The organism is Pseudomonas sp. LARHCG127 (genome assembly GCF_052871455.1).
Genome location: NZ_JBIXJT010000005.1, coordinates 255752 through 278462, shown reverse-complemented (window position 1 = coordinate 278462; position 22711 = coordinate 255752). Strand labels below are relative to the sequence as shown.

Below are 22711 nucleotides of genomic sequence, written 5' to 3'. Positions count from 1 at the left end.
GCGCCCCGCCCACGCAATAGTTGAATTCGTCTTAGCAGGGAGTCGCCGCGCCTTTGCGGGCGTACCACCACCAGGTCACCACGATGCAGCTCAGGTAGAAGCCGACGAACATGTAGAAGGCCATCTCCGGGCCGCCGGTCAGGGCCATCGAAGTGCCGAAGGATTTGGGGATGAAGAAGGCTCCGAAGGCGCCCATGGCCGAGCTGAAGCCCAGCACCGCGGCCGATTCCTTGCCGGCATTCTTCAGGGCCTGCTCGCGCTGCTCGGGCTTTTTGCCCAGGGCGGCTTTCTCATGCAGGGTGCGGAAGATCACCGGGATCATGCGGAAGGTCGAACCGTTGCCCACGCCGGTGGTGATGAACAGCAACATGAACATGCCCAGGAAGCCGTAGAAGCTGCCGCCCTCGCCGCCCTCAGGCAGAAAGTGCAAGACGCCGAACACCATCACGATCATCAACACGAAGTTCCACAGGGTGACTTTCGCACCGCCGAGCTTGTCCGCCAGCCAGCCGCCCAGCGGCCGTACCAAGGCGCCTACCAGCGGGCCAAGGAAGGCGAATTTCAGGGCGATGACTTCCGGGAATGAGGTCTTGATCAGCAGCGGGAACGCGGCGGAGAAACCGATGAAGGAGCCGAAGGTCGCCAAGTACAGCCAGCACATCAGCCAGTTGTGCTTGCGCTTGAAGATCACCGCCTGTTCGCTGAACGAAGCCCGGGCGCTGGACAGGTCGTTCATGCCGAACCAGGCAATCAGGGTCACAGCGAGGATGAACGGCACCCAGATGAAACCGGCGTTCTGCAACCACAGCGAGCTGCCATCGGCCAGCACTTGGGGTTGGCCGCCCATGAAGCCGAACACACCGAAGGAAATCACCAGCGGCACGCTGAACTGCATCACCGACACACCCAGGTTACCCAGCCCGGCGTTCAGGCCCAGGGCGGTGCCCTGTTGGGATTTCGGGTAGAAGAAGCTGATGTTGGACATGCTCGAGGCGAAGTTGCCGCCACCAAAACCGCAGAGCAACGCGATCAGCACGAACACGCTATAAGGCGTGGCCGAATCCTGCACGGCGAAGCCCATCCACAAGGCCGGTATCAGCAACGACGCGGTGCTCAGCGCGGTCCAGCGACGGCCACCGAAGATCGGCACCATGAACGAGTAGAAGATGCGCAAGGTCGCGCCAGACAGCCCCGGCAGCGCCGCCAGCCAGAACAGCTGGTCGGTGCTGAAGCTGAAGCCGATGGCGTTCAGGCGCACGATCACCGTGCTCCAGACCATCCACACGGCGAAGGCCAACAGCAGCGCAGGAATGGAGATCCACAGGTTGCGCCGGGCGGTCTGTTTGCCGCTGCGGCCCCAGAAGGCCGGGTCTTCCGGGCGCCAGTCATGAATGACCGGGCCCTTTTCAGGCGTTTGCAGAACGGACATGTTCTTCTCCTTGGGCAATGCTGGAAAACGGGGATTGGCTGGCCGGGGGTTGTTTACCCAGCAGCGGGCGCTTGCGCACTTCGCTCAGGTACATCCAGATCAACGAGACCCAGACCACGCCGTACAGCAACATGAAGCAGGACGAGCGCACACCGGTGAGGTCCACCAGGGCGCCAAACATGATCGGCAGCACGAAACCACCCAGGCCGCCGGCCAGGCCGACGATGCCGGACACCGCGCCCATGTTCTGCGGGTAGTCGTTGGCGATGTACTTGAAGACCGAGGCCTTGCCGAACGCGAAGGCGATGCCCATCACGAACAGCAGCACGGTGAACAGCGTGGCATTGAGGCCGATGTGAAAATCAACGATGCCGTTGACGGTTTGCACTTGCAGCTGGGTTTGCGGATAGGACAGCAGGAACAGGCAGATCCAACTCACCCACAGCACCCACCAGGTCACGCTCTGGGCGCCCCAACGGTCGGACATCCAGCCGCCGACGGCCCGCAGCACGCCACCGGGCAGGGAGAAACACGCCGCCAGCAGCGCCGCGCTTTGCAGGCTGAAGCCGTATTCCTGCACGTAGTACTTGGTCATCCACAACGCCAGGGCCACGTAGCCGCCGAACACGATCGAGTAGTACTGGCAGTAGCGCCACACCGCAGGATCTTTCAGTGACTTGAGTTGCTCACGCAGCGTGGCGCCGCCGGCACTGCGATGTTCTTTCTTCTCGGCGGTGAGAAACCAGAACAGCAGCGCGGTGATGAACAGGATCGCGCTGAACACCTTCGGCACCAGGTGCCAGGTGCCGAAGGCGATCAGCGCCGGGGCGAGAAACTTGGTCACCGCCGCACCGGCATTGCCGGCGCCGAACACGCCCATGGCAAAACCCTGGTTCTGCTTATCGAACCATTTGGCGACGTAGGCGATGCCCACCGAGAACGAGCCGCCGGCCAGGCCGACGAACAGGCCCAGCACCAGGAACTGCCAATAGGCCGTGGCGAGGGTGATCAGGTACAGCGGCAACACGCAGGCGAGCATCAGCAGGAAGAACACGATCCGTCCGCCAAAGCGGTCGGTCAGAAGCCCCAGGGGCAAACGTACCAGAGAACCGGTGAGTACCGGCGTCGCAGCCAACAGGCCAAATTGGGTTTCGTTGAGGGCCAGCAATTCCTTGATCGGAACGCCGAGCACGGCAAACATCATCCAGACCATGAAGCACACGGTGAAGGCCAGGGTACTCATCCCTAGTACCAGCCCTTGTTGCACTTGTGCTCGCATTACGAGGCACTCCGTCAGTTCGATGAGCGCAGCCTAGTGATACGAACCCTGCGAAAACTTGACCTGGGTCAACGTGCCCCGGGGCGGTACAGGCCTATGCTTGGCCCGTCTACCTCCAAGGAGGTAGTCCTGGATATCGATGAAACCCTTTGTTTATCAATATCTTGATGACGTTGGCCGAAGCTTTTATGGAAACGGAACGGCCGACAACTCTTTAGAGGTAGTGCGCCCAGGATCGGCTGCTACACCCCCAGGTCCAGGGCGCCCGCTATGCTCGCTTCAACGTTTTTCCCCGCAGGCCCGCGTCAATGATGCGTTGGCTGCGCAGTTCCCTGCCCGCTCGCGCCGGGCTGGCGGTGATCCTGATCGCCATCCTGGCCCTGGCCAGTTCCCTGAGCGCCGGCTTGATCGCCTGGTTCAGCCAGGGCGACGCTGCCGCCATCAACACCGCCGGTTCCGTGCGCATGGAAACCTACCACCTGAGCTGGAAACTGGCGGCTGGGGCCAACGACGACATCCCGGCGATCATCGCCAGCCTGCAACAACGCCTCGACAGCCCGGCCCTGCGCGCCGTGTTGGAAGACGGGCCGGAAACCTCCCTGCACAAGAGCTATCGCGACCTCATGCAGCGTTGGAACCAGACCTTGCGTCCGGCCATCGAACGTGGCGATTCAGCGTTTTTCCAAAGCAGCGCCAGCGCTTTCGTTGAGCAGCTGGACCAGTTCGTCACCCTGCTGCAACGCCAGAGCGAACACAAACAAGGCTGGCAGCAGGCGATCCAGGGCATCGCACTGTTCAGCACCATGATCATCCTGCTGATCGGCCTGTATGAGTTGCAGTACGGCGTGGTCACGCCCTTGCAGGAACTGGTGGACGCCACCCAGCGCTTTCGTCGTGGCGAATTCCAGGTGCGGGTCAACCATCAGTCCGAGGATGAACTGGGCCAGTTGGCGACCAGTTTCAACACCATGGCCGAGACCATCGAGCAGTCCCACCGCACCCTCGAAGCCCAGGTGCAACAAAAGACTTTGAACCTGCAACAGGCCAACGCCGCCCTCGAATTGCTCTATCAGAGCAGTCGCAGCCTGGCGACGCGCCAGGCCAATGCCGAAGGCCTGGATGAGTTGATCCGGCGCTTCCAGCAGCGCCTGCCCGGCCTGCGCCTGACGTTGTGCCTGCAAGGGCAATTGCAGGCCCCGGCCAAGCACCTGCTGGCCTTGCACGGCGCCGCCAGCCGCCAGGTTTGCGCCAGCAGCGATTGCGCCAGTTGCCACAAACACAACGCCGCGCGCCCACAGGCCTTCAGCATCAGCAACCAGGGCACCGAACTGGGTGAGCTCAAGGCGCATTTCGTCGATGGCCACGCGGCGCAACCCTGGGAAACCGCGTTGGTCCAGGCCCTGGCCAACCTGATCGGCACCTCGCTGTCCCTCAAGCGCCAGCGCGAACAGGACCATCGCCTGCTGCTGCTCGACGAGCGCACGATCATCGCCCGGGAGCTGCACGACTCCCTGGCCCAGGCCTTGTCGTACATGAAGCTGCAAGTCAGCCGCATGCAGACCCTGATGCGTCGCGGCGAACCGGTGCAGACCCTGGAGACTGTCACCGGCGAGCTGCGCGAGGGGCTGAACAACGCTTATCGGCAATTACGTGAGCTGCTCACCACCTTCCGCCTGCAGATCCGTGATGACGGCCTGGTCCAGGAACTCAAGGACACCGCCGAGGAATTCTCCAACCGCGGGGATTTCCAGGTGCACCTGTTCATCGACACCCTGGCCTTCGAGCTGTCGGCCAGCGAACAGATCCACATCCTGCAGATCACCCGCGAGGCCCTGTCCAACTGCCTGCGCCATGCCCATGCCGAAAACGCCTGGCTCGAACTGCGCCAGGAAGGCGAGACCGTGCGGTTGTCGATCGAAGACGATGGCCGTGGTTTCAGTGGCGAGGTCGACCAGCGCGAGCACCATGGCCTGAACATCATGAACGAACGGGCCCGCAGCCTGCACGGCCAACTGCAGATTCATTCACGTACACCCCAGGGCACCCGTATCCAGGTGCATTTCCAACCGGAATTCCTGGGTCACCCCACCGAAGGCCTCGCAACATGAACGCCCCCCTGCGCCACACCCTGCTCCTGGTCGACGATCACCCGATGATGCGTCGCGGGATCCGCCAGATGCTTGAGCTCGAAGACGATTTGCAGATCGTCGGCGAAGCCAGCCACGGCGAAGAAGCCCTGAGCCTGATCGAACCGCTCCAGCCCGACCTGGTGTTGCTGGACAACAACATGCCGCAGATGAACGGCATCGAGACCCTGCGCCGCCTGCGCGCCATGCACTACACCGGCAAGGTGCTGCTGTTCACCGTGTCCGATGCCGAGGACGACATCCGCGATGCCCTGCGCCTGGACGCCAACGGCTACTTGCTCAAGGACATGGAACCGGAGTTGCTGATCCAGTACATCCGCGACGCCCTCAACGGAGCCCTGGTGATCAGCCCCGGCCTGACCCGCGTCATGGCCCAGGCCCTGCGCTCGCCACCGCGCCAGGCCGACGTGGAGCTGACCGAACGCGAACGCCAGGTCCTCAAGACCATCGCCGGCGGCTACAGCAACAAGGTCATCGGCCACAAGCTGGGCATCACCGAGGGCACGGTCAAGGTCCATGTGAAGAACCTGCTGCACAAGCTCGGCTTGCGTTCGCGGGTGGAAGCGGCGGTGTGGGCGATGGAGCATTTGCGCGGGGCCGGCTGAGCCCCCTGGAACCCATGAATTAACACACAACCCGTGGCGAGGGAGCTTGCTCCCGCTGGGCTGCGCAGCAGCCCCTGGTTCAGCCGCTGAGGTGGATCAGGTCGATCGCATTCAGTCTTTTTGGGGTTGCTACGCAACCCAGCGGGAGCAAGCTCCCTCGCCACGGGATTTGCGCCAGCAATCAAATCCCATCCCTCTTCCGAGGTAGGCCTGCCGAGGCATAGGCCGACTGCGAGTTGGGCTCTACCATGACGGCACGCGGAGGTACGCCATGCTGACCCACCCTTCCATCGTTTTACTGTTGCGTCGTCATCACCTGTTCAGCCAATTGCCGGAGCGGGTATTCGAGGACGTCTGCAACCTGGCCGTGCTCAAGCGCCTGGCCTGCAACAGCACACTCATGCACCAGGGCGATCCGGCCAAACGATTTTTCTTGCTGGTCAGTGGCCAGATCAAGCTGTTCCGGGTCACCGGCGAGGGCCAGGAAAACCTGGTGGAGATCATCCAGCCCGGGCAGACCTTCGCCGAGGCCCTGCTGTTCAGCCAGGCCCGTTGCTATCCGGTCAGTGCGTCAGCGATCAAGGACAGCGTGCTGGTGAGTATCGAGGGCACGCATTATCGCAAGGCCCTGGAGGACCAGCCCAAGGTCTGCCTGGCGATCCTGGCGAGCATGAGTATTCATTTACACCAGCGGCTCAAGGATATCGATAACTTGACCTTGGCCAGTGCCAGTCGGCGGGTGATCAATTTCCTGTTGCAGGAGCGGGATCCAAGGGATGGCCAGGTGGTGTTGCAAGTGTCCAAGCGGCTGGTGGCTTCGAAGCTGGGGATCCAGCCGGAGACGTTTTCGCGGATTCTTCATCGGTTGGTGGATGGGGGGTTGATTGCCATGGAGCGGCGGCAGATTCGTATCTTGTCCGAAGGTGATTTGGAGGCTTATCAGCAGTAAGCTCGGTGTGTATATCCGTTTCTTCCGGTCGTACACCCATCAACATCTGTGGGAGCAAAGCTTGCTCGCGATAGCGGTGGTTCAGTCAGTGAAGAGGTTGGATGCGCCGGCCTCTTCGCGAGCAAGCTCGCTCCCACAGGGGTTCTGTGTTGGATATAAATTTTGTGCTCACTGAAGACCGAATGTGGGAGCGAGCTTGCTCGCGATAGCGGTGGTTCAGTCAATGAAGATGTTGGATGTGCCGGCCCCTTCGCGAGCAAGCTCGCTCCCACAGGGGTTCTGTGTTGGATATAAATTCTGGGGCCACTGAAGACCGAATGTGGGAGCGAGCTTGCTCGCGATAGCGGTGGTTCAGTCAGTGAAGAGGTTGGATGCGCCGGCCTCTTCGCGAGCAAGCTCGCTCCCACAGGGGATCCATCTCTAACCCACATCAATCAAGGCAATCACCCGAGAAAATACCAGTTCCATCTCGGGCTCACCGCAGTCCACCCCAAACCGCTTCCGCAACCCCAGCTGACTCAGAATCACATGCACATCCGCCAGCAATTCATGCTGCCGCAAACACGCCCGGACGCACTGCAACGAACAACCATCCAACGCAATGATCCGCCGCCCTGAGCGCGCCTTGTCAACCAGCGGCGCCACACCCCCGCCCACCCCGACAATGCAGGACATCTCAGCCAGCCCCGCACGATCCAGCCGCAGCGCAACGGTATTGGCCAGTTGCGCCACATTGGAACAACCGGAACACGAATACACCAAGGGAAGCGCGTTCGAAGCTTTCATCAGACCGCCGCCAACCCCTTCCCCGCCCGCTCCAGATTGCGCCAAAGCCACGGCGGCAACACCTCCGGATCAAGACTGTCGATCAAGTTCTTCAACGCCAGCCCCAACTCGGTGTCCCCCTCGATCACCAACCGACGACGAAAGAACAACGTATCCGGATCCTCCTGACGGCTGGCCAGCAACAGGAACTCACGCCAGTTGCCGCTGATGGTGACCTGGGCCTCGGCCCGTTCGGCGATGCGCAATCCATCCCGGGCCAGGGTCAGGTACCAACACAACTTCAGGTCAGGCACCCGCAGGCACAACCAGCGCCCACGCAGTACATCGAAACCACCGTCGCGCAACGGCTCGGCCAGGCAGCGATTGAGCGCCTGCTGCAACGCCAGTCGCTGCACCACGAACGGCACCTTGCCCACCAGCGGCAGCAAGCGATCAGCACCTTTGAGCACCCACTTCTTCGGACTCAACACAGGCCCGCCTCCTCTACCTTCAACATGCCGGCATGGCCGTGCCAATAACCATTGCATCCTTCCACGAACAACGGCGGTGCTTCGCCCTGGCGAACCTTGTCGAAAGCCGTGACCACCTCGGCCATGCCTTGGGCGCGCGGGCTCAGGCGCAGGACGTCGGCACCACAGGCCTGCAGCGCGGTGTAATCGGCCAGCAGGTTCGTGACCTCGCCGGACATCGTCTGGATACCGTTGAGGGTGAACAACTGTTGGCCTTCCTGGCTGCTCAACGCCAGGCCGTCGGGGTAGTTGATGCAGCAGAACTGGCAGTCGTCCTTGGGCCGGTTCTCGGCCCGGGCGGTAAAGCAGCGCGCCGAGTAAGCCAAGGGCAGATGACCATAGGAAAAAATCTCCACTTCAGGCACTTCGCGGCCCATGTCCCGCACTTGCTCCAGCACGTCGCCGATCAGCGCCGCCGAGCACTCCACGGGCGGCACCCAGCGGATCATGCCGCTGTCGAGCAATTGCCCCAGGGCGTGGCCGTTGTACAAGTTCAGCGCCGGGCCGCCAACGAAAGGCAGCTTGCGTTCGGCCATGAACTGCACCGCGCCCATGTCGTTGGCTTCCACCAACAATTGGCCGTTGTCACACAGGCGTCGCAGCGAAGAAAGCTCCGAGGCCGCTTCGATCAGCGTCAGGCTCGACAACACAATCTGTGCCTGGCTGCACGCCTGCAGCTCGCGCGCCAACCCCAGCCACTGATCCAGGGAGAACGCCCGGCGTTTCGAACACACGGTTTCCCCCAGGTAAATCACGTCCAGCGGCAATGCCGACATCTCGGCATAGAAATTCCCCAGTTGCGCTTTGTCCCAGTAAAACAGGACCGGTCCTAGGCTGAGTTTCATCTGGCCTCCCCTCATTGCCATGATCGATGGTAGGCACCCAGGGTGGTCTGGCTGCCTTCGGACAAACCGGCCAACACCTGGCGCCATTCTTCCCGCACGCGGAACCGTTGCGGCGCGGCCTGGTGGGCATCCAGTGCGGCGCGCCAGACCCGGGTCACTTGCTCGACGTAGGCCGGGCTGCGTTGGCGGCCTTCGATCTTCACCGCTTCGACGCCGATGGCCGTCAGTTCCGGCAGCAGGTCGAGGGTGTCGAGGCTGGTGGGTTCTTCCAGGGCGTGGAAACGCTTGCCGCCGACCAGGAAGCGGCCTTTGCACAGGGTCGGATAACCGGCCGGTTCTTCAGGGGTGTAGCGGTCGATCAGCACTTCGCTCAAGCGTGCGCTCAAGCCTTGGGCGTCTTCGCTCCAGCGTACGGCCTTGGCGGGCGAACAGACGCCGCACAGGTTCGGCGATTCGCCGGTGATGTAGGAAGACAAATGACAACGGCCCTCGGCCATGATGCACAGGCTGCCGAAACCGAAGACTTCGATCGGCACTGGGCTGCCCGCCGCCACCTGCCGCACCTGGGCCAGGGACAGCACCCGCGGCAGTACCGCACGGCGGATGTCGTAGCGCTGGGCGTAAAAAGCCAGGGCGGCTGCGTGTGTGGCCGAGCCTTGTACGGAAAGGTGCAGCGCCAACCGAGGATGGCGCTGGCTGGCGTAGCTGAGCACGCCGGGATCGGCGGCGATCAGGGCATCCACGCCGAAATCGGCGGCACGGTCCACGGCCCGTTGCCAGCGCTCCCAGCCCTTGGGTTGCGGGTAGGTATTGACCGCCACGTAGAGCTTGCGTTGGTGCTGGCGGATATGCGCGACGGCCGCGTCGAACTGCTTGTCGTCCATGTTCAGCCCGGCGAAATGCCGGGCATTGGTGTCATCGCGAAAGCCGACATAGACGGCATCGGCGCCTTGGCGCACCGCCGCTTTGAGGGCAGGCAGATTCCCTGCCGGGCAAACCAGTTGCATGGGGGCAACCTCGTGAGAAAACTAAGGGCGCCGCCAGTCTAGCCAGCCAGCCGGCGGCGACCTTGACGGCAATCAATTGCCGTCAATGCATCAGGCTCGCGAACGGCAGATACAGCACCCGGTCGTGCTTGTGCACCAGCGCCTCACGCTCGACCACTGCCAGGCCATCGGCCCAACAGGCCGCGGTCAGCATCGCTGAACTTTGCTGGGGATGCAGTTCGACACACAACTGGCCGTCGATGCCTGCAACCAATCGGGCTCGCAGGTATTGCCGGCGCCGGTTGCGCTTGAGCCAGTCGAACCCGGCCGGCACCTGCAACGGCACAGGTAACACGTCGCTCATGCCCTGGGCCCGGAACAGGAACGGCCGCACGACGATCAGCGCGGTAATCAACGCCGCCGACGGGTTGCCCGGCAGCCCGATCCAAGGCTTGCCTTCCACATCGCCAAAGGCCAGGGGCTTGCCCGGCTGGATCGCCAGGCGCCAGAGGTCAATGCTGCCCAAGGTTTCGATAGCGTGCTTGAGGTGATCCTCTTCACCCACCGAGACACCGCCCGAGGTGATCAGCACATCGCATTCGGCAGCGCCCAGGCGCAATGCCTGTCGACTGGCCAAGAGCTGGTCAGGCATGACCCCGAAGTCGTGCACCTCGATCCCCCAACCGCGCAACAGGGCGGCGAGGCTGTGGCGATTGCTGTTGTAGATCTGTCCTGGCGCCAGTGGCTCGCCCGGTTCGCGCAGCTCATCGCCGCTGCTGAGCAAGCCCACTTGCAGGGGGCGATAAACGTCCACCTGGCCGACGCCGGCACCGGCGAGCAACCCCAACTCCTGGGCGCGCAAGCGCGTGCCGGCTTCAAGCAGCCGGTCGCCTCGACGCAGTTCCTCGCCTTCCTTGCGAACATGGTCGCCGCCATTGACCGACGGCAACCAGACCCGCTCGCCATCGACGCGACAGCTTTCCTGCGGCACCACCGTGTCGGCACCCGGTGGCAGCGGCGCACCAGTAAAAATCCGCACGGCCTGCCCGGCCTGCAACGCTTCGCCCGGCTGGTCACCGGCGGCGATGCGCCCGGCCAACAGCAGGTAGCCGCCCTCCACCGGCAGGTCGGCAGCCCGCAGGGCATAACCGTCCATCGCGCTGTTATCCCAGGCCGGCAGGTTCATCGGGCAGATAATGTCAGCGGCCAGCACACGCGCCAGGGCCTGGTCCAGGCCGACCCGTTGCACGGGCGGTGGCGGCGGCGCCTGGTCGAGCAGATGCCGGATCGCTTCATCCACCGGCATCAGCACGCCGCTGTCGCACACCCGGCCGCTCACGAGCGCGTCTCGCACGCCGTCGGGGCGATGCCGCCCTGGGGCTTGAGGTGCGGGGTGAAATTGCACGGGCCGGTGCGGCTGTCCAATTGCCCGGCGAGGATCTGCTCCCAACCGGTCCGGCACGCCCCCGGCGAACCCGGCAAGCAGCACACCAGCACCCCATTGCTCATGCCCGCCAAGGCGCGCGATTGCAGGGTGGACATGCCGATCTCCGCCAGCGACACCTGGCGGAACAACTCGCCAAAACCGTCCACCTGTTTGTCCAGCAACGGTGCCACCGCCTGGGGCGTGTTGTCCCGCGGGGTGAAACCGGTGCCGCCGGTCATCAACACCACCTGGACCTTGGGGTCGGCGATCCATTGGGAGACCTGGGCGCGGATCTGGTAGATATCGTCCTTCACCAGCCCCCGGTCAACGAGCGCGTGCCCAGCGGTTTGCAGCAGATCCGCCAGGGTCTGGCCCGAGGTGTCGGTGTCAAAGGTGCGGGTGTCGCTGATGGTGAGGACCGCGATGTTCAGCGGTTGAAAGTGGCGTTGCGTCAGATGGGCCATGATCAGCCGTCCTGTCAGAAAAGATGGCCCAGCCTGAACCGCAATCGTTGCCGGGCCTATTCCTCCTTGGAGGTACCTCCCTTGCTGTAGGAGCTGTCGAGCGAAGCGAGGCTGCGATCTTTCCCGGGCCACTTGAGTTTCAAGCGAAAGATAAAAAGATCAAAAGATCGCAGCCTCGCTACGCTCGGCAGCTCCTACAAGGCACCTATTCAGGGTGCCAGGCGGCTGCGCTGCCAGGCGCCATCCTGCCGGCGGTAGTCGAGGCGATCGTGCAAACGGTCGGCGCGGCCCTGCCAGAACTCCAGCCGCTGCGGTTGCAGGCAATAGCCGCCCCAATGCCCAGGTCGCCGCACAGGTTGCTCGGCGAAGCGTTGTTCGGTCTGGGCCAGCAAGGTTTCCAGCGCGGCCCGATCCGGCAATGGACGGCTTTGTGGCGACGCCCAGGCGCCCAGGCGACTGCCTACGGAACGGGATTCGAAATAGGCGTCCGACAGCGCCGGATCAAGCTTGTGGACCGGTCCTTCGATGCGTACTTGCCGTTCCAGCCCCGGCCAGAAAAACGTCATGGCGGCCCAGGGATTGGCCGCCAGGTCCTGGCCCTTGAGGCTGTCGTAGTTGCCGAAAAACGAAAAGCCCTGGGCGTCGAAACCCTTGAGCAACAACACCCGGCAGTGAGGCCGGCCCTGGGCGTCCACCGTCGCCAGGGCCATGGCGTTGGCTTCCACGGGCGGACGTTCGGTATCGCGGGCCTGTTGCATCCAGAGCGCGAACAGGGCCAGGGGATCGTCTGATGCCTGGGCTTCGTCCAGGCCATCACGGGTGTACTGGCGGCGCATGTTGGCCAGGGAAAGAGGCATGAGGGGATCTCCACTGTGGGTTTGGGGCCAGTGTGGAGTCGACTGCGGTGGTTGGCCTTGATCGTTGTCAATGGCGGTTCTTGTGGTGAGTTGAAGGGCGCTATCGCGAGCAAGCTCGCTCCCACAGGTGATCTGCTGTGTTCACAAGATCCCTGTGGGAGCGAGCTTGCTCGCGATGAAGGTAACCCGTTCTGACAGGTAAATGACTACTTAAGCCCCAACCGCCGCGCCAGTTTATGCAGGTTACTCGGGTCAACCTCCAACAACCGAGCCGCCCCCGCCCAGTTCTGCCCGCAGCGTTCCAGAGCCTTGAGGATCGCCTGGCGCTGGCAACCGTCAACCGCCTCACTCAAGGGCTGCACGGGCGCCTCCAATGCTTGCAGGGCCTGTTCCGGCAGCGCCTGTGCAGAGGCGCTACTGGCGTTGACATCCAGGTCCAGCACCTGCGGTTCCAAGGTCATGATCAGGCTGCGACTGGCGCCACGACTCAGTTGCTTCAACGCCGCGCGGCTGATGACATGCTCCAGCTCGCGCACATTGCCAGGCCAGCTGTACGCCAGCAACGCCTGTTCGGCCGCCGGTGACAGGCGCAAGCCGCGCAAGCCCAGGCGCGTGCGGTTCAGTTCGAGGAAGTGCCCGGCCAGCATCAACACATCGTGGCCGCGCTCGCGCAGCGGCGGGATCGGCACCGGGTAGACCGAAAGCCGGTGGTACAGGTCGGCGCGAAACAGCCCATCGCGAATGCTGTCGGGCAAATGCCGGTTGGTGGCGGCGATGATCCGCACATCGACGTGCAGCGGCTTGTCCGCACCCAGGCGCTGGATCTCGCCGTTCTGCAAGGTGCGCAGCAACTTGGCCTGCACGCTCAACGGCAACTCACCGACCTCATCGAGAAACAGCGTGCCGCCATTGGCCGCATCGAAGCGTCCGGCGCGGTCGGTGGTCGCCCCGGAAAACGCGCCTTTGACGTGGCCGAACAACTCGCTTTCGGCCAGGGACTCGGGCAGCGCCGCGCAGTTGACCTGCACCAATGGCTTATGACCGCGCCGGGACAGGCGATGCAGCCGCCGGGCGAACAACTCCTTGCCCACGCCAGTCTCGCCCAGCAACAGCACCGGCAGTTCGGAATCGGCCAGCACATCCAGCTCGTTGAGCAATTGCTGCAAGCCTTCGCTGCGCCCAAGGATCTCGCCCTCCTCGGCTGGCAGGCGCAGGTCGGCCGGGTCGCTGCGCGATGCCCGCAGGCTACGGTTTTCCTGTTCGAGACGGGTGACGCGCACCGCCGCCTCGATCTGCAACGTACAACGCTTGAGTTCCTCCCGGGCGCGGCTGTCGAAGGTGCCGGCGTGCAGCGCATCCAGGGTGATAGCGCCCCAGAGCCGGCCTTCCACGTACAGGCTCACGCCCATGCAGTCATGCACCGGCAGCGGCTCGCCGACGTGGTGGTCGAGCAAGCCGTCATACGGATCGGGCAAACGGCTGTCCGGCTCGAACCAGGTGGGTTCGCGGGAGGCCATGATCGCCGCCAGGCGCGGATGCTGGGCGATCACGAAACGCCGGCCCAGCGCTTCGTGGACCAGGCCCACGGTAGCCACGGGCCTGAGGCTGTCGTCGTCCAGGCGCAGCAGCCCCACGGCACCACTGTTGAAGTACTCCCGCAGGGTCTGCACCAGGCGCTGCAATCGCACCGCATTGGGCAGCTCGACGATCAGGTCGGCGGCCAGGCTTTCACGCAGCATGGTAGTGATGACCCTCCAGGGTTCGTTTGACCCTTCACAGTCAGGGTGACAATCACCCTGTCAATAATTTAGTGCTTTGTTTTCAATCAGTTGAATCTGGCATGCCGGCTGCAAAGAAGCGCTCATCTGTCCCTCCCGGGATTCAACCCAAGGAAACATGATGAACCTCGATCTGCTGGAACAAAGCCTCGGCCAACTGGCCTGCGACATTCCCGGTGCGACCCGTACCTTCCATCATTACAACCTCGACTTCTGTTGCGGTGGGCAAAAATCCTTGCGCGAAGCGGCGCTGGGCAAAGGCTTGAACCCGTTGCTGATCGCCGACGCCCTCAGCACCCTGCAAGCGGCCGGGGAGCTGGGCCATGACTGGCGCAGCGAGCCCCAGGCATTGTTGATCGCCCATATCCTGGAACGCTACCACGCGCGTCATCGCGAACAACTGCCGGAACTGATCCGCCTGGCCCGGCGCGTCGAGACGGTCCATGGCGCCCGGGCCAGTTGCCCCAACGGCCTGGCCGATCACTTGCAGGACATGTATCAGGAACTCGAAGGCCACATGCTCAAGGAGGAACAGGTGCTGTTCCCGATGCTGCAACAAGGCCTGGGCGAACGCGCCTCGGCGCCGATCCAGGTACTGCGCTACGAACACGACCAGCACGGTGAGGCCCTGGAAACCATGCTGGCCCTGACCGACCAGATCACCCCGCCCGCCGACGCCTGCAACACCTGGCGCGCCCTGTACCGCGGGCTGGTGGAGTTTCGTGATGACCTGATGCAGCACATCCACCTGGAAAACAATGTGTTGTTCGTCAATGCGATGAAGCCCGTTCGCTAACGCTAAAACCACACACTACCCCCTGTGGGAGCGAGCTTGCTCGCGATGGCGTCGGATCAGTCAGTATTGAATCGCCTGACCCACCGCCATCGCGAGCAAGCTCGCTCCCATAGGGAATTGGTGGTGTTCAGCCTATTTCACAAACCCCTTGAATCAACTGCGGGCTTTCACTCTCCGCTCAAAACTGCCAATAGAACATCGCCTTCGCCAACACCACGATCAGCACCATATGCCCCAGGATACTGCGCCGCAGCCAGCAGGCGCGGCTGGGTGTCAGGCGTCCGCTCTTGAGCCAGTACGCCAGCCACAGGTAATGCCCGATGATGCTCAGCGCCAGCAGGATCTTCAGGCTCAGCAACAGACCGAAGCTGTTGCCCAGCGGCTGGATCAATGCGCCGCGATGCTGCCAGGCCAGGGCCATGCCGGCGCCGTACAACACCAGCACCACGCCATGCAGCACATGCCGCGAGCGCTGGGCGATCGCCTGGTCAGCGCCGTCCCTGACGATCTGCGTCAAAGGCCCGCGCGCGGCATGCCAGATGAACACCTCGAAAAACAGCGTGCCAATGAAAGCGATGGCCGCCAACAGGTGCGTGACCAGCAAGACCCCGTACATCATCGACCCCCTCGTCCCAATCGGCTCATCCCGGATGCCCATCCACCCGAGCCTTCAACAGCATCGGCCCATAGCGCCAGGCGTAGAGACCGAACGCCAACGTCCAGCACAGCGCCGCCAGCCACAGCCCGGCCAACGGCAACAGCAACACCAACAGCACCCGGCTCAGGCACGCCAGGTTCAGCAGGATGAATGCCAAGGTCATGCCCGCCGGTGGCTCCAGTGGGCGCCCGGTATGGCCCAGGCTGACACGGGCAATCATCGCCAGGATCAAACCGGCCATGGCGCCGATGGTCAGGCTGTGCACTGCCAGGCTCGGGCTCACCGGCACACCGAAATGCCACAGCGCCATGCCCAGGCAGGCCACCGCCAGCCAAGCGTAGGCCAGGTGCAACGACCACAGCAGTGGTACCCGCCACAAATCCCGATCATGCCAACGCACCAGTCGAATCCCGTGCCCCACCGCCAACGCGGCGAACAACAGGCCAACCCAGACGCTGGCCGTCAGCGCCGGGCCGAAGGCATACAACAACGCCACCAGCGCCGCACCCGCCAGTAACAGGCGATCGAGCCATGGCCAAGGGGCCACGCCCTCGACCCGACCGAGGCCGCGCTGGGTAAAGAATGGAATCACGCGGCCGCCAATCAAGCCCATCATGGCCGCCACCAGCCACAGGCCGGTGAGCACGCTTTGGCGCTGCAAGCCCTCGTTGTGCTGCACCAGGCCGTACACGGATAACCCGTCGGCGGCGGCCAACAGCAGCAACACCAGCACAATCGGGTAATTGCGCTTCTGCCGCACGCGCCACAACATCACGCCCATCAACACCGCGACCACCAGGGCAAAACCCAACTCCAGCAGCGCCAGCAACGGCCAAGGCGCATCGACCAGCCAGGCCAGCCGCGCGCCCAGCCACAACAACGCCAGCGTTGCCAGGCGCTTGCCGCTGAGCCCCGGGGTGCCGGTCCAGGTTTGCACCGCGGTCAGCAGGAACCCGGCGATGATCGCCAAGCCGAAACCGAATAACAGTTCATGCCGGTGCCAGGCCAACCAGCCGCCGGCCGGCTGCCAGGCCGACAACCGCCCGGTAAACGCCGCGAGCCAGAAAGGAACGGCCAACAACGCCAACACACAACCGGCCAGAAAAAACGGCCGAAACGCCAGGCGCCACAACGGCGCGATGGCCATGGCCTTGCGACGGTCAAGCACTTGCATACACCACTCCTTTGCCTCGCCAGACAGCCAGCGAGGGACGACAAACCAGGGTTCGAATGATCGGCTATCGACGCCGGCCGGCCTTGTCTCAGATCAAGCCAGCGCATCGGCGACCTCCCGTCTCGAACAGGCACTTGCAAGGGGCTTGCCGAAGTGGGTCAGTGTTGGAGTTCAGTAATGCTGTTCAATAAACCCGTGGCGAGGGAGCTTGCTCCCGCTGGGCCGCGAAGCGGCCCTTAAAGCCGCCAAATGCAGGGCATCAGACACTCCGCACCCGCCGATTTACGACTGCTTCGCAGCCGAGCGGGAGCAAGCTCCCTCGCCACAGGTCCATCATTTTCTTGTGTACCGCATTGTGCTCCCACAGGGACTGTAGCTGAACGGGGTATTTAAGACCCTTTCATGGTTGTTTTAACCCTGTCAGACCAGGGTCATTTATACCCACCCCAACCTCAACACCCCAGGAATCAACGCCCCCAAGCCTGGCCCGGCTCTTGCTCAGGCACGGCATCACCTTTCTTTGCCGGGGTCCTCCATGAAATCCGTCGTCCTGCCGCTCACCTGGTTCGTCGTGCTCACCTGCGTCGTGGCGCTTGCCAGCGGCCTGTCCCTGAGCCTGGTCTGACCCCGCCCTTCTCTTTAGCCATTCCAAGGATCCACGCCATGGTGCTCCACCGCGTCCATCACCAGATTCTGCGCAGCCATCATCTGTTCGAGCCCTTGAACGAAGAACAGCTCGACGAATTGATGAGCAACAGCCAACTGCTGAGCATCGACAGGGGCGACCCGCTGTTCCGCCAGGGAGAGCCGGCGCAGGCGTTTTACTTCGTGATTTCCGGCGCGGTGAAAATCTACCGGCTGACCCCGGACGGCCAGGAAAAAGTCTTCGAAGTGATTGGCGAGCGCCAGACCTTCGCCGAAGCCATGATGTTGATGGACACGCCCAACTACGTCGCGTCCGCCGAAGCCGTCGGCCCGACCCAGTTGTATCGGCTGTCCAACGCCACCTACATGCGTCTGCTGCAAAGCAACAGCCGGCTGACCTTCGCCCTGCTCGGCAAGCTCTGCGTGCGTTTGCACCAACGGGTCAACGAGATTGAAACCCTGTCGCTGAAAAACGCCACGCACCGCGTGGTGCGCTATCTGTTGACGCAACTCGTACGCCTGCAAACCGTGGACAGTCAGTTCGAACTGCCGATGGCCAAACAGTTGATCGCCGGGCATTTGTCCATCCAGCCGGAAACCTTTTCGCGGATCATCCGACGCCTGATCGATGAAAAGATCATCACCCAGGACGGTCGCCAGATCGCCATTCTCGATCGCCTGCGCCTGGAACAATTCGAATGAGCACGCAGCCCACTTGCCTGTATTGCCAACAGGTCCATCCCGCCCATGCAAGCGAATGTCGCCAGTGCGGCATGCCCCTGCCCGCCGAAGCAGCGATGGCCGGCGAGCGCAGGCTTCGGCGCTTCACCTGGTTTTGCATCGCCTTGACGATCTTCTGCATCGTCATGTTCTTCTGGCTGCCTCGCAGCATCGCCTGAACCCTCAATCCTGAGTCAATTGCCGGTACAACTGCGGTAGCCGCAGCGGCAGTTGCTCGGGCTGGCGAATCAAGGTATAGCCGTTGGCTCCGAACATGTATGGCAGGTAATCCCCCGCTTCGCGGTCGATGGTGATGCAGAACGGCGTCAACCCTTGGCGCTGGGCTTCCAGCACTGCCTGGCGGGTGTCTTCCACACCGTAGCGTCCTTCGTAAAGGTCCAGGTCGTTGGGCTTGCCGTCACTGAGCAGCAACAACAATTTGCGCCGGCGCTTGCAGCCCGCCAGCCGTTGCGTGGCCTGGCGAATCGCTGCGCCCATGCGCGTGTAGTAACCGGGCTTGAGGCCCTGGATCCGTCCGCGGGTGTGATCGTCGTAACGCTGGTTGAAGGCCTTGAGTTCATGCAGGCGCACCTGCTGGCGACGCAGGGACGAGAACCCGTACAACGCGAAGTCATCACCCAGCACCGACAGGGTTTCACCGAACAGCAACAGGCTGTCGCGGATCACGTCGATCACCCGGTGCTCGTCGTTGAGGTGGGCATCGGTGGACATCGACAGGTCGGCCAGCAGCAGGCAGGCCAGGTCGCGGCGGGTCTGGCGCTGGTCCATGAACAGTCCGCGTTCGCTGCATTGGCCATGCTGGCGCTCGACGTGAAAATCCAGCCAGGCTTGCAGGTCCAGTTCCGAGCCTTGGGTTTGCTGGCGCAGCCATTGGCGGTCGTTACGCAAGTGTTCGAACTGGCGACGCAGGCGCTGGGCCGAGTTTCGCAGGCGTGTGGGCAACGGCTGGGGCTGGCCATCGCGAGGAATGAAGGTTTGCAGGCTGACGAAGTCGTCCTGCAGGCGTTGCTTGCGGTAATCCCATTCCGGCAACAGGATGCCCGCACCCAACGGGATGTCGTCCACATCGGCCGGCGGCAGGTCCAGGTGCAGTTTCAAGCCCCCGCCCTTGCGCACGCGGGTGCGGGACAGGGTCAATTGGTCCAGGTCTTCGGCGACACGAGCGGCGTCCGGGTCTTCGCGGTCATCCGCCCAACGATCCAGGTCCACGTGTTCGGTCCAACTGAACAGGTTTTCCAGGCGCACGATCAGCAGCCCACCGTCACGGCTGCTGTCATCTATTCGTTCGGCGCGCTTGCGACCGCCCTGTTGTTCGCCGGGCGGTGTCGCCAGGTATTGCTCGGACTCCTCGAGGTTGGCGGCCTGGGGATTGGCCAGGTGTTGGGGTGGGTAGAGCCACAGTGGCAACGGCCAGGCGGCCCGCTCGCTGCGGGGAAAATGTTCGACACTGCCCGGTTCGCGCAAGGCTTGGCACAACGCCCGTTCCAAAGCGGCTTCGGCCGGGTTGAGCGTGGCCGGATCGGGGCGCAGGGACAGGTGCGCGTCCACCAGTCGCCGGTAGCGCGGGCGCAGCGCCGGGTAGCGCTTCAACACCGCCAGGGTCCAGCGCTGATTGTCCCGGCCCCAATGCTTCATCGGTCCCGACTGCGCGGCCAGCAAGGCCAGCCAGCGATACAACTCTTGGTTGAGCTCGACATCGGGGAACGCCGCCAGGCTCGCCGGCAAGCGCAGATTGTCGCCGTCGCACCAGGCCAGGGGCACTTGCTTGCAGGTGCCGGCGATCTGCTGCATCAGGTTGCGCCGCAGCAGCAGGTCGCGGTCACTGACCGCTTCCAGCCCCAGGTGCGGCGCACCGCCGGTGGCGCGAAACAGCACCTGCAGCGAGCGTTGCCGTGGGATTAGCTCGACCCGTGCTTCAGGAAAATCGGCACTGGCCCGGCGGGTGATGAAACGGTGCCAGACACTGCCGACCCATTCTTCCAGCTCTAGCGTGAATGCCATGTTTTACTCTCCTATCGACCCGAGTGATTCGCACTGCTCTTGTGGCGAGGGAGCTTGCTCCCGCTTGGCCGGGCTGGCGCTCCAGTGCGAAGCGCCCATCAAAAAGGGTCTGCTGAGCAGCCCAGCGGGTGCCAGCACCCACGCCACAAAAACTCTCTCGCGCGAGTTCAGCGGTGGCCTTTCAAGAAGGCACCACCGCCGCCGGTGCGCGCAGGGCCGCGCGGCCACGTTGACGGAAGCTGAACAGGTAGCAGAGCAGCCCGGCCAGGAACCCGACGCCGCTGACCAGTCGCGCCCAGAACAGCGGCTTCAAATGATCCATCGTCGCCATGAACGGCAAGGCACTGCCATCCTCCATCCAACGTTGCAACCAGACCTGGACGACACCGGCCGCGGTGAGGAACAAGGTGATCATCACCATCGACAGGGTCATCAACCAGAAGCCCCAGATTTCCAGGCGCTGGGAACGTTCGTCCGCCGCTTCGCCCAAGCCGCGCAAGCGTGGCATGGCGTAGCTGATCAGCGTCATCACGATCATCGCGTAGGCACCGTAGAAGGCCAGGTGGCCGTGGGCCGCGGTCAGTTGCGAACCGTGGGTGTAGTAGTTGACCGGCGCCAGGGTGTGCAGGAAACCCCAGACCCCCGCGCCGAAGAACGCGGTGACCGTGGTGCCCTTGGCCCACAACGTCGCGGCGCGGTTCGGGTGATGCCGACGGCGGTTTTTCACCATGCTGAAGGCGAAGACCACCATCGCCAGGAACGGCAGCGGTTCCATCGCCGAGAAGATCGAACCGACCCACAGCCAGACCTCGGGCGCGCCGATCCAGAAGAAGTGGTGACCGGTGCCGATGATGCCGGTGATCAGTGCCATGGCGATGATCACGTAGAGCCATTTCTCCACCACTTCCCGGTCCACGCCGGTGATCTTGATCAGGACGAAGGCCAGCATCGAACCCATGATCAATTCCCAGACGCCTTCCACCCAAAGATGCACCACCCACCACCAGTAGAACTTGTCGCGGGCGAGGTTTTCCGGGTTGTAGAAGGAGAACAGGAAGAACACCGCCAGGCCGATCAGGCCGGTCATCATCACCATGCTGACGGTGGTCTTGCGACCTTTGAGCAAGGTCATGCCGATGTTGTAGAGGAACCCCAGGCACACCACGACGATGCCCATCTTGGTGATCGTCGGCTGCTCCAGGAACTCCCGCCCCATGGTCGGCAACAAGTCGTTGCCGGTGAACTTCGCCAGCGTCGCATAAGGTACCGAGAGGTAGCCCAGGATCGTCGCCACGCCTGCGGCGGCGAATACCCAGAACAGCAACAGTGCCAGTTTCGGGCTGTGCAGTTCGCGGTCGGCCTCCTCCGGTATCAGGTAATACGCCGCGCCCATGAAGCCGAACAGCAGCCAGACGATCAGCAGGTTGGTGTGGACCATGCGGGCCACGTTGAAAGGAATCAGCGGGAACAGGAAGTCGCCGACCACGTATTGCAAGCCCATGATCAAACCGAACAGCACCTGCCCGAGGAACAACATCAGGGCAAACACGAAGTAGGGTTTGGCGACGGCCTGCGAGGCGAATTTCAGATGCGGATTAGCCATGCTCATCTCTCAGCCCTCCTTGTTTGGCGGCCAGCCATTGGTGTTGATTTTCGAGCTCCACTTGAGGAACTCGGCGATGTCGTCGACCTCCTGCTCGCTCAGGTTGAACTGCGGCATGGCCCGACGACCCGGAACGTTCAGCGGCTGCATTTTCATCCAGGCCTGCAGGAACGGCTTGAAAGCCTCGTCGCCACCGCGCCGGTTCACCACGTTGCCCAGCTCCGGCGCGAAATACGCGCCCTCGCCCAGCAAGGTATGGCAGCCGATGCAGTTGTTGCGCTCCCAGACGCCCTTGCCGCGTATCACCGATTCCGTCAATTGCGCCTGGTTGCTGCGTTCGGGAAAGGTCTGTTCCGTGTGGTAGGTCAGGGCCAGGAATATCAGGAAGAAGAAGATGCTTCCCCCGAAGTAAATATTCCTGGCCATGCCTTTGGTGAAGGTATCTGACATGGTCACTTCCTCATTGCTTGGCGTGACCATTCTAGGAAGCCAGGGGTCCGGAACCGCTTGATGGCGATCAAGAATCTCCGATGGTTTTGGTGGGTTGTTCCAGCACCGCTCGAAAAGACGGGTGAGCTTTTGTGTTTTGCTGGGGTGTTCCAACACTGCCAGAAAGGCAGGTGAGCTTTTGTGGCGAGGGAGCTTGCTCCCGCTGGGTTGCGCAGCGACCCTAAAACCTGCTGGCGCGGTGTGTCAGATGGATTGAGTTGTTGCTGGTGGGGCCGCTTCGCAGCCCAGCGGGAGCAAGCTCCCTCGCCACGGGGGGGAATGTCGGGCGTCAGAGCGCGAACGAGATCGCAATCGCCAGCACCACCGCCCAGCTCAACACCAACCGCCGCCACAACCGCGGCGCATGGCGCAGCTCCATGAAACCGTCGGCGATCAGCCAGGCCTTGGTCACCGCGACCGCCAGGATGGCGATGGACACCAGCCCGCTGGTGGCGACCTGGCCCAGGGCGACGGTGCCGCTGCTCAGCACAGTCAGCGCCATCCAGCAGGCGATCAAGACACGGGAAGCCGACATGAGCACCTC

General features: G+C 63.1%; 22 protein-coding genes. 6 read left to right on the top strand and 16 right to left on the bottom strand.

Annotation, left to right across the window (positions count from 1 at the left end; translation table 11 throughout):
* Positions 1–31 precede the first annotated feature (31 nt).
* On the bottom strand, positions 32–1429 hold the full coding sequence (locus tag ACIPQ1_RS11370) for a NarK family nitrate/nitrite MFS transporter (protein WP_411384530.1): 1398 nt from the start codon (positions 1427–1429) through the stop codon (positions 32–34).
* On the bottom strand, positions 1407–2708 hold the full coding sequence (locus ACIPQ1_RS11365; protein ID WP_186705782.1) for an MFS transporter: 1302 nt from the start codon (positions 2706–2708) through the stop codon (positions 1407–1409). The genes ACIPQ1_RS11370 and ACIPQ1_RS11365 overlap by 23 nt, the downstream gene beginning before the upstream one ends.
* Before the next feature lie 308 nt (positions 2709–3016).
* On the opposite strand from ACIPQ1_RS11365, the gene ACIPQ1_RS11360 reads away from it, so the two are divergent.
* From ACIPQ1_RS11360 to ACIPQ1_RS11350, 3 genes are all read left to right on the top strand, one after another.
* Entirely contained in the window at positions 3017–4816 is a 1800-nt protein-coding gene (locus ACIPQ1_RS11360; protein ID WP_250965381.1) for a HAMP domain-containing protein, read from the top strand.
* Positions 4813–5460, top strand: a complete 648-nt coding sequence (narL, locus tag ACIPQ1_RS11355) for a two-component system response regulator NarL (RefSeq protein ID WP_060742094.1) — start codon at positions 4813–4815, stop codon at positions 5458–5460. The genes ACIPQ1_RS11360 and narL overlap by 4 nt, the downstream gene beginning before the upstream one ends.
* 271 nt (positions 5461–5731) lie before the next feature.
* On the top strand, positions 5732–6409 hold the full coding sequence (locus tag ACIPQ1_RS11350) for a Crp/Fnr family transcriptional regulator (protein ID WP_186705779.1): 678 nt from the start codon (positions 5732–5734) through the stop codon (positions 6407–6409).
* 420 nt (positions 6410–6829) lie between these two features.
* Here ACIPQ1_RS11350 and ACIPQ1_RS11345 read toward each other — a convergent pair whose 3' ends face one another.
* The 8 genes from ACIPQ1_RS11345 to norR form a co-directional block, all read right to left on the bottom strand.
* A complete protein-coding gene (locus tag ACIPQ1_RS11345; protein WP_186705778.1) occupies positions 6830–7195 on the bottom strand; it encodes a putative zinc-binding protein in 366 nt (121 codons plus the stop codon).
* Positions 7195–7665, bottom strand: coding sequence for a ubiquinone anaerobic biosynthesis accessory factor UbiT (gene ubiT, locus ACIPQ1_RS11340; protein ID WP_092347921.1), 471 nt, complete (start codon positions 7663–7665; stop codon positions 7195–7197). The genes ACIPQ1_RS11345 and ubiT overlap by 1 nt, the downstream gene beginning before the upstream one ends.
* Entirely contained in the window at positions 7659–8549 is an 891-nt protein-coding gene (locus ACIPQ1_RS11335) for a U32 family peptidase (RefSeq protein WP_446534116.1), read from the bottom strand. Before ACIPQ1_RS11335 ends, ubiT begins: the two co-directional genes overlap by 7 nt.
* A gap of 11 nt (positions 8550–8560) precedes the next feature.
* A complete protein-coding gene (gene ubiU / locus ACIPQ1_RS11330) occupies positions 8561–9556 on the bottom strand; it encodes a ubiquinone anaerobic biosynthesis protein UbiU (RefSeq protein ID WP_053119545.1) in 996 nt (331 codons plus the stop codon).
* A gap of 82 nt (positions 9557–9638) precedes the next feature.
* The gene (locus ACIPQ1_RS11325; protein ID WP_446534115.1) at positions 9639–10874 is read right to left on the bottom strand and encodes a molybdopterin molybdotransferase MoeA; all 1236 of its coding nucleotides are present in this window, start codon (positions 10872–10874) and stop codon (positions 9639–9641) included.
* Positions 10871–11425, bottom strand: a complete 555-nt coding sequence (moaB, locus tag ACIPQ1_RS11320) for a molybdenum cofactor biosynthesis protein B (RefSeq protein WP_411387444.1) — start codon at positions 11423–11425, stop codon at positions 10871–10873. The genes ACIPQ1_RS11325 and moaB overlap by 4 nt, the downstream gene beginning before the upstream one ends.
* 209 nt (positions 11426–11634) lie before the next feature.
* On the bottom strand, positions 11635–12282 hold the full coding sequence (pdxH, locus tag ACIPQ1_RS11315; RefSeq protein ID WP_411387443.1) for a pyridoxamine 5'-phosphate oxidase: 648 nt from the start codon (positions 12280–12282) through the stop codon (positions 11635–11637).
* A 206-nt stretch (positions 12283–12488) separates the two neighbouring features.
* A complete protein-coding gene (gene norR / locus ACIPQ1_RS11310; RefSeq protein ID WP_411387442.1) occupies positions 12489–14021 on the bottom strand; it encodes a nitric oxide reductase transcriptional regulator NorR in 1533 nt (510 codons plus the stop codon).
* Between the two features lie 160 nt (positions 14022–14181).
* Between norR and ytfE the strand changes: the two genes are divergently transcribed.
* Positions 14182–14856, top strand: coding sequence for an iron-sulfur cluster repair protein YtfE (gene ytfE / locus ACIPQ1_RS11305; RefSeq protein WP_411387441.1), 675 nt, complete (start codon positions 14182–14184; stop codon positions 14854–14856).
* Between the two features lie 178 nt (positions 14857–15034).
* Here ytfE and ACIPQ1_RS11300 read toward each other — a convergent pair whose 3' ends face one another.
* On the bottom strand, positions 15035–15472 hold the full coding sequence (locus ACIPQ1_RS11300; RefSeq protein WP_411387503.1) for a hypothetical protein: 438 nt from the start codon (positions 15470–15472) through the stop codon (positions 15035–15037).
* 25 nt (positions 15473–15497) lie between these two features.
* Positions 15498–16688 (bottom strand): NnrS family protein, encoded by a 1191-nt coding sequence (locus ACIPQ1_RS11295; RefSeq protein ID WP_446534114.1) that lies wholly within the window; start codon positions 16686–16688, stop codon positions 15498–15500.
* A 663-nt stretch (positions 16689–17351) separates the two neighbouring features.
* Here ACIPQ1_RS11295 and ACIPQ1_RS11290 point away from each other — a divergent pair.
* Positions 17352–18035 (top strand): Crp/Fnr family transcriptional regulator, encoded by a 684-nt coding sequence (locus ACIPQ1_RS11290; RefSeq protein WP_186705769.1) that lies wholly within the window; start codon positions 17352–17354, stop codon positions 18033–18035.
* Complete coding sequence (locus ACIPQ1_RS11285; protein WP_250965786.1) at positions 18032–18232, top strand: protein DnrP; 201 nt, start codon at positions 18032–18034, stop codon at positions 18230–18232. The genes ACIPQ1_RS11290 and ACIPQ1_RS11285 overlap by 4 nt, the downstream gene beginning before the upstream one ends.
* Positions 18233–18236: 4 nt before the next feature.
* On the opposite strand, the gene ACIPQ1_RS11280 is transcribed toward ACIPQ1_RS11285, so the two are convergent.
* The 4 genes from ACIPQ1_RS11280 to ACIPQ1_RS11265 all read right to left on the bottom strand — a co-directional run bounded on the left by ACIPQ1_RS11280 (position 18237) and on the right by ACIPQ1_RS11265 (position 22702).
* A complete protein-coding gene (locus tag ACIPQ1_RS11280; RefSeq protein WP_446534113.1) occupies positions 18237–20075 on the bottom strand; it encodes a VWA domain-containing protein in 1839 nt (612 codons plus the stop codon).
* Between the two features lie 181 nt (positions 20076–20256).
* The gene (locus ACIPQ1_RS11275; RefSeq protein ID WP_186705766.1) at positions 20257–21684 is read right to left on the bottom strand and encodes a cbb3-type cytochrome c oxidase subunit I; all 1428 of its coding nucleotides are present in this window, start codon (positions 21682–21684) and stop codon (positions 20257–20259) included.
* A gap of 3 nt (positions 21685–21687) precedes the next feature.
* The gene (locus ACIPQ1_RS11270; protein ID WP_003202495.1) at positions 21688–22128 is read right to left on the bottom strand and encodes a c-type cytochrome; all 441 of its coding nucleotides are present in this window, start codon (positions 22126–22128) and stop codon (positions 21688–21690) included.
* A gap of 328 nt (positions 22129–22456) precedes the next feature.
* Positions 22457–22702, bottom strand: a complete 246-nt coding sequence (locus ACIPQ1_RS11265) for a cytochrome C oxidase subunit IV family protein (RefSeq protein ID WP_250963158.1) — start codon at positions 22700–22702, stop codon at positions 22457–22459.
* Between the last annotated feature and the right edge of the window lie 9 nt (positions 22703–22711).